7 protein-coding genes are annotated in these 9,618 nt (G+C 51.7%); 6 read left to right on the top strand and 1 reads right to left on the bottom strand.

Going from position 1 to position 9,618, the window contains the following annotated elements:
* Window positions 1-196 precede the first annotated feature (196 nt).
* The 5 genes from sucA (at window position 197) to FDX11_RS17450 (ending at window position 7,473) form a co-directional block, all read left to right on the top strand.
* Complete coding sequence (gene sucA, locus FDX11_RS17470; protein ID WP_038638891.1) at window positions 197-2,998, top strand: 2-oxoglutarate dehydrogenase E1 component; 2,802 nt, start codon at window positions 197-199, stop codon at window positions 2,996-2,998.
* Between the two features lie 14 nt (window positions 2,999-3,012).
* Entirely contained in the window at window positions 3,013-4,236 is a 1,224-nt protein-coding gene (odhB, locus tag FDX11_RS17465; RefSeq protein WP_137349216.1) for a 2-oxoglutarate dehydrogenase complex dihydrolipoyllysine-residue succinyltransferase, read from the top strand.
* Window positions 4,237-4,327: 91 nt separating this feature from the next.
* On the top strand, window positions 4,328-5,494 hold the full coding sequence (gene sucC, locus FDX11_RS17460) for an ADP-forming succinate--CoA ligase subunit beta (RefSeq protein ID WP_038638897.1): 1,167 nt from the start codon (window positions 4,328-4,330) through the stop codon (window positions 5,492-5,494).
* Window positions 5,494-6,363 carry a succinate--CoA ligase subunit alpha gene (gene sucD, locus FDX11_RS17455; RefSeq protein ID WP_003022929.1) on the top strand — a complete coding sequence of 290 codons (870 nt, stop codon included), beginning with the start codon at window positions 5,494-5,496 and terminating at the stop codon, window positions 6,361-6,363. The genes sucC and sucD overlap by 1 nt, the downstream gene beginning before the upstream one ends.
* 225 nt (window positions 6,364-6,588) lie before the next feature.
* Window positions 6,589-7,473, top strand: coding sequence for a PocR ligand-binding domain-containing protein (locus tag FDX11_RS17450; RefSeq protein WP_061381687.1), 885 nt, complete (start codon window positions 6,589-6,591; stop codon window positions 7,471-7,473).
* Here the strand turns inward: FDX11_RS17450 and cobA are convergent.
* The gene (cobA, locus tag FDX11_RS17445) at window positions 7,452-8,240 is read right to left on the bottom strand and encodes a uroporphyrinogen-III C-methyltransferase (RefSeq protein WP_042309705.1); all 789 of its coding nucleotides are present in this window, start codon (window positions 8,238-8,240) and stop codon (window positions 7,452-7,454) included. The genes FDX11_RS17450 and cobA overlap by 22 nt on opposite strands.
* 405 nt (window positions 8,241-8,645) lie before the next feature.
* Between cobA and FDX11_RS17440 the strand changes: the two genes are divergently transcribed.
* Window positions 8,646-9,548, top strand: a complete 903-nt coding sequence (locus tag FDX11_RS17440) for a LysR family transcriptional regulator (protein ID WP_137360528.1) — start codon at window positions 8,646-8,648, stop codon at window positions 9,546-9,548.
* Window positions 9,549-9,618 lie beyond the last annotated feature (70 nt).

The raw sequence follows: 9,618 nt of genomic DNA, 5'->3' as shown, positions 1-9,618 counted from the left end.
AGGCCTGATAAGTGAAGCGCCATCAGGCAAATTGTTAATGTAGGAAACCTCTAAAAACTGCCACATGATTAGACAGTTTTTAAAGGTTCCTTCGCGAGCCAAACAAAAAGAGCTCGCAAGTGAACCCCGGCACGCACATCGGTGTGCGTGGTAGTATCCACGGCGAAGTAAGCATACAAATGCTTAAGGGATCACGATGCAGAACAGCGCTTTGAAAGCCTGGTTGGACTCTTCTTACCTCTCTGGCTCGAACCAGAGCTGGATAGAACAGCTCTATGAAGACTTCTTAACCGACCCTGACTCGGTAGATGCTAACTGGCGTTCGACGTTCCAGCAGTTACCTGGCACCGGAGTCAAACCGGATCAACTCCACTCAAAAACACGTGATTATTTCCGTCGGCAGGCGTTGATTACCCCACGTTACTCTTCTTCTATTTCCGACCCTGATGCCAATGTGAAGCAGGTTAAAGTCCTGCAGCTCATTAACGCCTACCGTTTCCGCGGTCATCAACATGCGAATCTCGATCCGCTGGGACTGTGGCAGCAAGAGAAAGTGGCCGATCTGGATCCGTCTTTCCACGATCTGACCGATGCGGATTTCCAGGAAAGCTTTAACGTAGGTTCTTTTGCCGGCGGCAAAGACACCATGAAGCTGAGCGACCTGGTTGTTGCGCTGAAACAAACCTACTGCGGCCCGATTGGCGCCGAGTATATGCACATCACCAGCACCGAAGAAAAACGCTGGCTTCAGCAGCGCATCGAGTCTGGCCGCGCCGCGTTTAGTAGTGAAGAGAAAAAACGCTTCCTCAGCGAACTGACCGCAGCGGAAGGTCTGGAACGTTACCTGGGCGCGAAGTTCCCGGGTGCAAAACGCTTCTCGCTGGAAGGCGGTGATGCGTTAATTCCGATGCTGAAAGAGATGATCCGCCACGCGGGTAACAGTGGTACGCGTGAAGTGGTGCTGGGCATGGCGCACCGTGGTCGTCTGAACGTACTGGTCAACGTGCTGGGTAAAAAGCCGCAGGATCTGTTCGACGAATTCGCGGGCAAACATAAAGAACATCTCGGCACTGGCGACGTGAAGTACCACATGGGCTTCTCGTCAGATATCGAAACCGAAGGTGGTCTGGTACACCTGGCGCTGGCGTTTAACCCGTCACACCTGGAAATTGTTAGCCCGGTGGTAATCGGTTCCGTCCGTGCGCGTCTGGATCGTCTGGATGAGCCGAGCAGCAATAAAGTCCTGCCTATCACCATTCATGGTGATGCGGCGGTGACCGGGCAGGGCGTGGTGCAGGAAACCCTGAACATGTCGAAAGCGCGTGGTTACGAAGTGGGCGGTACCGTTCGCATCGTTATCAACAACCAGGTGGGCTTCACTACCTCTAACCCGTTGGATGCGCGTTCTACCCCATATTGTACCGACATCGGTAAGATGGTTCAGGCGCCGATTTTCCACGTCAATGCGGATGACCCGGAAGCAGTCGCTTTCGTCACGCGTCTGGCGCTGGACTTCCGTAATACCTTCAAACGCGATGTCTTCATCGATCTGGTGTGCTACCGCCGTCACGGCCATAACGAAGCCGATGAGCCGAGCGCAACCCAGCCGCTGATGTATCAGAAAATCAAAAAGCATCCGACCCCGCGCAAAATCTACGCCGACAAGCTGGAAGCGGACAAAGTCGCCACGCTGGAAGATGCGACCGAAATGGTCAACCTGTATCGCGATGCGCTGGATGCTGGCGAGTGCGTAGTGAAAGAGTGGCGTCCGATGAACATGCACTCCTTCACCTGGTCGCCATATCTCAACCACGAATGGGATGAAAGCTACCCGAACAAAGTTGAGATGAAGCGTCTGCAGGAGCTGGCTAAACGCATCAGCACTGTACCTGAAGCGGTTGAAATGCAGTCGCGCGTTGCCAAAATTTACGGCGATCGTCAGGCCATGGCCGCAGGCGAGAAGCTGTTCGACTGGGGGGGCGCAGAGAATCTGGCTTACGCCACACTGGTTGACGAAGGCATTCCGGTTCGTCTGTCGGGTGAAGATTCCGGTCGCGGAACCTTCTTCCACCGCCACGCGGTTATTCATAACCAGGCGAACGGTTCAACCTACACGCCGCTGCAGCATGTGCATAACGGCCAGGGCACGTTCCGCGTATGGGACTCCGTACTGTCTGAAGAAGCGGTGCTGGCGTTTGAATACGGTTACGCCACGGCAGAACCGCGCACTCTGACTATCTGGGAAGCCCAGTTCGGTGACTTCGCCAACGGTGCTCAGGTCGTTATCGACCAGTTCATCTCTTCCGGCGAACAGAAATGGGGTCGTATGTGCGGTCTGGTTATGCTGCTGCCGCACGGCTACGAAGGTCAGGGCCCGGAGCACTCCTCCGCGCGTCTGGAACGTTATCTGCAACTTTGCGCTGAGCAAAACATGCAGGTTTGCGTCCCGTCCACCCCGGCACAGGTGTACCACATGCTGCGTCGTCAGGCGCTGCGCGGTATGCGTCGTCCGCTGGTGGTGATGTCACCGAAGTCGCTGCTGCGTCACCCGCTGGCGGTGTCTACGCTGGACGAACTGGCAAATGGCACCTTCCTGCCGGCTATTGGCGAAGTCGATGAACTTGATCCGAAAGGCGTGAAGCGTGTTGTGATGTGTTCTGGTAAGGTTTATTACGACCTGCTGGAGCAACGCCGCAAGAATGACCAAAAAGATGTTGCCATTGTGCGCATCGAACAGCTCTATCCGTTCCCGCATAAAGCGGTGCAGGAAGCGCTGAAACCGTTTGCTCACGTACATGATTTTGTCTGGTGCCAGGAAGAGCCGCTCAACCAGGGCGCATGGTACTGCAGTCAGCATCATTTCCGTGAAGTGATTCCATTTGGGTCCGCTCTGCGTTATGCAGGTCGCCCGGCCTCTGCCTCTCCGGCAGTAGGGTATATGTCCGTTCACCAGAAACAGCAACAAGATCTGGTTAATGACGCGCTGAACGTCGATTAAATAAAGGATAAATAATGAGTAGCGTAGATATTCTTGTTCCCGACCTGCCTGAATCCGTAGCGGATGCAACGGTTGCAACCTGGCACAAAAAACCGGGCGATGCAGTACGTCGTGATGAAGTACTGGTAGAAATCGAAACTGACAAAGTGGTACTGGAAGTACCGGCATCAGCGGACGGTATCCTTGATGCGGTTCTGGAAGATGAAGGGACAACCGTCACCTCCCGCCAGATCCTCGGTCGCTTGCGTGAAGGCAATAGCACTGGTAAAGAAACCAGTGCCAAGTCTGAAGAGAAAGATTCTACTCCGGCACAGCGCCAGCAGGCGTCGCTTGCAGAGCAGAACAACGATGCCCTGAGCCCGGCGATCCGTCGCCTGCTCGGTGAACATAACCTCGAAGCCAGCGCCATCAAAGGCACTGGCGTCGGTGGCCGCATCACCCGCGAAGATGTGGAAAAGCATCTGGCCAAAGCGCCGGCAGCAAAAGACGAAGCCAAAGCGCCAGCAGCCGCGCCAGCGCCACAGCCTCAACTGGGTGCGCGTGGCGAAAAACGTGTACCGATGACCCGTCTGCGCAAACGCGTAGCCGAACGTCTGCTGGAAGCGAAAAACTCCACCGCCATGCTGACCACGTTCAACGAAGTCAATATGAAGCCGATTATGGACCTGCGCAAGCAGTACGGTGATGCGTTCGAAAAACGCCACGGTATCCGTCTGGGCTTTATGTCTTTCTACGTGAAAGCGGTGGTTGAAGCGCTGAAACGCTATCCGGAAGTCAACGCGTCCATCGATGGCGATGACGTGGTGTACCACAACTACTTTGATGTCAGCATGGCGGTCTCCACGCCGCGCGGCCTGGTAACGCCAGTCCTGCGTGATGTGGATCTGCTGGGTATGGCTGACATTGAGAAGAACATTAAAGAGCTGGCAGTAAAAGGTCGCGACGGCAAGTTGACGGTTGAAGATCTGACGGGCGGTAACTTCACCATCACTAATGGCGGTGTGTTCGGTTCCCTGATGTCTACGCCGATTATCAACCCACCGCAGAGCGCCATCCTGGGTATGCATGCCATCAAAGATCGTCCGATGGCGGTAGACGGCAAGGTTGAAATTCTGCCGATGATGTATCTGGCGCTGTCTTATGACCACCGTCTGATCGATGGTCGTGAGTCAGTAGGCTTCCTGGTAACCATTAAAGAGTTGCTGGAAGATCCAACGCGTCTGCTGCTGGACGTGTAACGAAAAAGAGTATCACCTGCCCCGTAGGTCTGGACGCCTTATCAGGCCTACGGGTAAAAGATAACGATTACCTGAAGGATGGACAGAACACATGAACTTACATGAATATCAGGCAAAACAACTTTTTGCCCGCTATGGCTTACCGGCACCGGTGGGTTATGCCTGTAATACTCCGCGTGAAGCTGAAGAAGCCGCATCTAAAATCGGCGCAGGCCCGTGGGTAGTGAAATGTCAGGTTCACGCTGGTGGCCGTGGTAAAGCGGGCGGTGTGAAGGTTGTTAACAGCAAAGAAGACATTCGCGCTTTTGCTGAGCACTGGCTGGGGAAACGTCTGGTGACTTACCAGACAGACGCTAATGGCCAACCGGTAAATCAGATTCTGGTTGAAGCGGCGACCGATATCGGTAAAGAACTTTACCTCGGCGCAGTGGTTGACCGTAGTTCCCGTCGCGTGGTCTTTATGGCTTCGACTGAAGGCGGCGTGGAAATCGAAAAAGTAGCGGAAGAAACCCCGCACCTGATCCACAAAGTGGCGCTGGATCCGCTGGCAGGACCGATGCCTTACCAGGGGCGTGAGCTGGCGTTCAAACTGGGTCTGGAAGGTAAACAGGTTCAGCAATTCACCAAAATCTTCATGGGGCTGGCGACCATTTTCCTGGAGCGCGACCTGGCGCTGATCGAAATCAACCCGCTGGTAGTAACCAAACAGGGCGATCTGATCTGCCTCGATGGCAAACTGGGCGCTGACGGCAACGCACTGTTCCGCCAGGCTGACCTGCGCGAAATGCGCGACCAGTCTCAGGAAGATCCTCGTGAAGCGCAGGCAGCACAGTGGGAACTGAACTACGTTGCGCTGGACGGCAACATCGGCTGTATGGTTAACGGCGCGGGCCTGGCAATGGGCACCATGGATATCGTTAAACTGCACGGCGGCGAACCGGCTAACTTCCTCGACGTGGGCGGCGGCGCGACCAAAGAGCGCGTGACCGAAGCGTTCAAAATCATCCTTTCCGATGACAATGTTAAAGCCGTACTGGTTAACATCTTCGGCGGTATCGTACGTTGCGACCTGATCGCTGACGGTATCATCGGCGCGGTAGCGGAAGTGGGCGTTAACGTTCCGGTTGTCGTTCGTCTGGAAGGCAACAACGCCGAACTCGGCGCGAAAAAACTGGCTGATAGCGGCCTGAATATTATTGCAGCGAAAAGTCTGACGGATGCAGCTCAGCAGGTTGTTGCCGCAGTGGAGGGGAAATAATGTCAGTTTTAATTAATAAAGATACCAAGGTTATCTGCCAGGGCTTCACCGGTAGCCAGGGGACATTCCACTCCGAACAGGCGATTGCTTACGGTACGCAGATGGTTGGCGGCGTAACGCCAGGCAAAGGCGGCACCACTCACCTGGGTCTGCCGGTGTTCAACACCGTGCGTGAAGCGGTAGAAGCAACCGGCGCAACCGCCACCGTTATCTACGTTCCGGCGCCGTTCTGCAAAGACTCCATCCTGGAAGCGATCGATGCAGGCATCAAACTGATTATCACCATCACCGAAGGTATCCCGACGCTGGATATGCTGACCGTGAAGGTGAAGCTGGATGAAGCTGGCGTACGCATGATCGGCCCGAACTGCCCAGGCGTGATCACCCCGGGCGAATGCAAAATCGGCATCATGCCGGGTCACATTCACAAGCCGGGTAAAGTGGGTATCGTTTCCCGTTCCGGTACGCTGACCTATGAAGCGGTTAAGCAGACCACCGACTACGGTTTCGGCCAGTCCACCTGTGTCGGTATCGGCGGCGACCCGATTCCAGGCTCTAACTTCATCGACATTCTGAAGCTGTTCCAGGAAGATCCGCAGACTGAAGCGATCGTGATGATCGGCGAGATCGGCGGTAGCGCGGAAGAAGAAGCGGCGGCGTACATTAAAGATCACGTCACCAAGCCGGTTGTCGGTTACATCGCGGGCGTCACCGCGCCGAAAGGCAAACGTATGGGCCACGCCGGTGCGATCATCGCCGGTGGTAAGGGTACCGCTGACGAGAAATTCGCGGCTCTGGAAGCTGCTGGCGTGAAAACCGTTCGCAGCCTGGCCGATATCGGCGAAGCGCTGAAAACCGTTATTAAGTAAGAAGTAAAAAAACAGCCCTGACTATCTGCATGGTCAAGGGCTGGTCCCGTTTCGACATGGTTGGCCATCTGATGATGGCCTTTTTTTTGTCCTTAAATATTTTTCTTGCCAATTGATCATAATCATCTGCACAAATGAGATTATTTTTTGCGGTCAACATCATTCTTTCTCTTGGTTAAATTCTGCATATTATCGGTTTTAATATTATGAGTGCTGGAGGAGAACGTGCTGCTGAAAATTCAGAATGATTATTTACACGGTTTTTTCTCGATAGCCGAAATATTCTCCCGTGCGACCGGGTTAGCCACGGTTGTGATTGATATTAATGGTAAGCCACTCTCAGATTGTCATAATTTTAATTCTTTCTGCAGATTAATGCGGGCGGATGAGCGCTATCGTGTGGACTGCCAAAAATGCGATAAGCAGTGTGCTTTTGAGGGGTTAAAACAGCTTAAGCCCAGAATACTCACCTGTCATGCCGGGTTAAGTCTGTTCTCGATGCCATTAATTGATGAAGGGCATCTTTATGGTTTTATTGTCTGCGGACAGGTCCGGCCAAAGTATCAGGAATATAAAACTATTGTTATTGGTAATAAATTCTCATGGATGGATGACCCAAAAATAAAAGCTGAATGGGGTCAGGTTGCGGTAGTGGATAATAATACGCTGGTAGCGTCGGCTAATTTGTTAAGTTTTATTGTGGATAATTATGCGGAAGAACAAAAATCCGCTCAAGTTTCACCGATCCGTTACATTCGTCATTATGTTACTGAACCTTCCCGTCATGAGAAAAAACTTCTGGCGGCGCTGCGTTATATTGATGAGAATTTATATGGTGAATTATCCCTGGAATCCGTCGCGGCGCATGTGTGCTTAAGCGCGAACTATTTCAGCCGATTTTTTAAGAAACGGCTGGGCGTTAATTTTAAAACCTGGGTGAGTCAGAAAAAAATGCAGAAAGCGGGGGAGTTGTTGCACGACCCTGAGCATTCAATAGACAGTATTGCCAGGAAACTTCAATATGCGCAAACCAGCTACTTTTGCCGCGTTTTCAGGGCGGCGCATCAAACGTCGCCCCAGTCTTTTCGTCATGCCAGGCTTTCGCAGTAAAGATCTTCTGGCAAGGTGATGGCGTCGGGTATAAAAGAGAGCCGATCGCTCAGGGTCACCACCTCACCAATAACAATCAGTGCAGGTGGAGCAATGTTAGCCTCCTGCGCTTTGCTCAGTAATGAACCGAGCGTACAGGTTAGTCGGCGTTGATTCTCCCGGGTGGCGGACATAATTAGCGCAGCGGGTGTATCTGCTGATTTACCGCCCATCAACAGCTCTTCGCAAATAAACGCCAGATTGGCGATCCCCATGACGATAACCAGCGTGCCATTTAGCTTTGCCAGTTGACGCCAGTCCTGCTGCTGGTTGCCTTCCCGCGTATGGCCTGTCACCACGTGAAAACCGGAGGCGAAATCGCGATGCGTCACCGGAATTCCGGCATAGGTCAGGCCGCCGATGGTAGAACTGATACCCGGCACAACTTCAAATGGGATACCCGTTTCAACAAGATCCTCAACTTCTTCGGCCCCACGACCAAACACATAAGGATCGCCCCCTTTCAGGCGTACGATGTTGCTATGTGTTTGGGCATACTGGACCAGTAATGCGTTAATTTCATCCTGAGGAACACAATGATAGCCTGGATTTTTGCCGACATTGATAAGCAGGCAATCAGGTAATGCCCATTCCAAAATTTTAGGATTGACCAGCCGATCGTAAATAATGACATCAGCCTGTTTAATGCACATCATCGCTTTGAGGGTGAGCAATGAAATATCACCGGGACCTGCTCCAACGAGCCAGACCTTTCCGAAAGTTTTCACATTGTGTCCTTTATCACGTCTAACAAAAAAAGGCAGAAACTACATCAAGGAATGATTAAAAGCAGTCGTTTGCCCGTAAGTTATAACGTGAAATTATCTAAAATTATTGCATGGATAATATTGATTAATCTCGCAAAGTTTTTTCTGCAATAAACAAGTTAACTTGAAAAATTATTAAGAACTTATTGGCACTATTTGCATAGGTTTAACCTTATTTAAATTGTGTTTATTGTTGTGCTTGAGTATTATTGGTTAATATTTATCCGCCATCAGTATGAGTAAATCATGGATTGGATCAATGACATCAATGGATGAAATAAAATATAACTCTCGATGCTTATCTGGGTGTCTTGAATTATTTTTTATAAATTAAACTATTTTTGTACGCTGCATATGGAAGAGGTTATGAGAGGAAAAATACCGAAGACGGAGTTGCTGGTAACTTTTGAAGTTGTTGCGCGTCACGAAAGTTATACCCGGGCTGCTGAAGAGCTGGCTTTAACACAAAGTGCTGTTTTCCGCCAGGTGAATGCACTGGAGGATTTTCTGAATACCTCGCTATTTAATCATGCCAAGAAACGCATTTTTTTAAATGCGGCGGGCAAACATTATTTAAGTATCGTTAAAGAAACGTTAAATAAACTTGAGCGAGATACGACGACGATAATGACCTGGCAGCCGACGGTGCAGGTTATTGAGCTGGCAGTGAATCCGACCTTCAGCACGCATTGGCTGATTCCGAACCTGCGCGAGTTCAACAAACTCAATCCTGATATTATCGTCAATATCCATTCGCTGGCGAATATTGGTGATTTTCTCAATCGGGAGTATGACGCGGCAATCATGCGTGAAGATTTCTACTCGCCATGGTCGGGCGTTGAGTACCTGTTTGAAGAGGAAATCCTGCCGGTATGTAGCCGCTGCTTGCTGGCCGAACCGGATCGGAAACTGGCAGTCGAGGAGTTGCTGAACGAATTCCCGCTTTTGCACCAAAGCACGCGTATCAAGGGTTGGCAGGAATGGTTTGCGCTGTCCGATATCAGCAGTCCACTGGTCAATAAAGGTCCAAGGTTTGATCTGTTGTCGATGCTGATTGCGGCGGTTCGCTCTAATCTTGGCGTGGCGTTGCTTCCTCGTTTTGCCATTCAGCACGATCTGGACAGCGGTGATATGGTCATTCCTTGCGATGTCCCGATGCGCACCGGGAACCGTTTCATCATGACGTGGCGTGAAGAGAAAGCGGAATCTGTGCATTTACAGATCTTCCGGGACTGGCTGTTGAATAAATCTGTGGTATCGCCTGCCTGATAGTACCGTGTGCCTTGTCAGGCCTGCAAAGAACGGTAGGCCGGATAAGACGCCAGCGCGTCGTTATCCG

The sequence above is a fragment of the Citrobacter sp. wls714 genome (assembly GCF_005281025.1).
GTDB classification, from domain to species: Bacteria; Pseudomonadota; Gammaproteobacteria; order Enterobacterales; family Enterobacteriaceae; genus Citrobacter; species Citrobacter werkmanii.
Note: the sequence above shows the minus strand (reverse complement) of the source record. Positions and strands in the feature narration are given on the sequence as shown.

Bases quoted from the DNA above. Each gene is read 5' to 3' on its own strand.
- sucA (WP_038638891.1), top strand. From the start codon at position 197: ATGCAGAACAGCGCTTTGAAAGCCTGGTTGGACTCTTCTTACCTCTCT.
- odhB (WP_137349216.1), top strand. From the start codon at position 3,013: ATGAGTAGCGTAGATATTCTTGTTCCCGACCTGCCTGAATCCGTAGCG.
- sucC (WP_038638897.1), top strand. From the start codon at position 4,328: ATGAACTTACATGAATATCAGGCAAAACAACTTTTTGCCCGCTATGGC.
- sucD (WP_003022929.1), top strand. From the start codon at position 5,494: ATGTCAGTTTTAATTAATAAAGATACCAAGGTTATCTGCCAGGGCTTC.
- FDX11_RS17440 (WP_137360528.1), top strand. From the start codon at position 8,646: ATGAGAGGAAAAATACCGAAGACGGAGTTGCTGGTAACTTTTGAAGTT.